Annotated in this window: 1 protein-coding gene; it reads right to left on the bottom strand. The window is 57.7% G+C overall.

From position 1 onward, the window contains the following. A partial coding sequence (locus A3730_RS23600; RefSeq protein WP_063539101.1) for a YeaH/YhbH family protein occupies nt 1-1,248 on the bottom strand: 1,248 nt, incomplete at its 3' end. Nucleotides 1,249-1,338 lie beyond the last annotated feature (90 nt).

The raw sequence follows: 1,338 nt of genomic DNA, 5'->3' as shown, positions 1-1,338 counted from the left end.
AAATACCGGATAAATCTCCCCGGGCTCATCAATCTGGGCCATGGAAAAAGCAGACGGGTGTCGCTGCATAATGTTCTGGTAGTGGTCCCAGAGCGCCTGATGAGCCCGTGGCATGACCTCCACGTAGGAAAAGTACTGCAGCTTGGGAAGCAGTTCGTCTTCGATCAGTTTGGCGCAGGCGGGTGAGTCATCGTTCCAGTTATCACCGTCGGAGGCCTGGGCGGCATACAGGTTCCATTCGTTAACCGGATAGCGTTCCTCGATGATGTCGCGGGTTAGCTTCAGCGCGCTGGATACGATGGTGCCGCCGGTTTCCCGGGAGTAGAAAAATTCTTCTTCATTAACTTCCTTGGCGCTGGTGTGGTGTCGGATAAAGACCACCTCGGTGTGCTCGTAGTTACGCTCAAGGAACAGGTAGAGAAGCAGAAAGAAACGTTTGGCCAGGTCTTTCATGTCCTGATTCATGGAGCCGGACACATCCATGATGCAGAACATGACCGCCCGGCTGACCGGCACCGGGACTTTGACATGATGGTTGTAGCGCAGGTCCACCGTGTCCAGAAAGGGAATGCGTTCTACCCGGCGTTCCAGTCGGGCGATCTGTTCATCCAGCTCCTGCAAGCGTGCTTGCCGTTGTGGCGACTGATCCTGTTCGAGAAGCGCATCCCGTTCGGCTTTCAGGGTGCGTATTTTCTTGCGCGTGGCGGCGGTGAGGGCGCGGCGGCGCATGGAGGCCTGGCGCATGGAGCGGACGATATTGATTTTGGCGGGCATGCCCTGGCTGACGATGCCGCCGTGACGATGTTGAAAGATCTGTGCCCCTTCCAGGTGACGCTTGAGAAGATTGGGCAGCTCCAGGTCTTCAAACAGGAAATTGAGGAACTCCTGTTTGTCGATTTCGAAGGCGAACTCGTCATTGCCCTCGCCCTGATCACTGGCCTGGCCCTCACCAGACCCACCTCCGCCGCCACCGTCCGGGCGGCGAATGCGGTCTCCCTGATGAAATTCCTGGTTGCCCGGGTGGACGATGCTGCGTTGCCCGCCGGGGCCGTGATGGAAAATGGGTTCGGACAGGTCCTTGCGGGGAATGCTTATCCGCTCACCTTGCTCCATGTCCTTGATGGAACGGCGGCTGACCGCATCGTTGACGGCATCGCGAATGTGCGAACGATAGCGGCGCAGGAAGCGCTGCCGGTTAACGGTGCTTTTGCGTTTATCGTTCAGGCGACGGTCAATAATGTAGCTCATGGGCTTCCTCCGGAAGCAGCTTCAGGCGACACGCTTGACGCAACAACGTGGGTGGGACTTGGGCGTTTTTTGACGTTGTCTCCGCGATCG

This window comes from Alcanivorax sp. HI0044 (assembly GCF_001634945.1).
The sequence above is the reverse complement of the archived record's forward strand: the minus strand, read 5'-3'. Positions and strand labels throughout refer to the sequence as shown.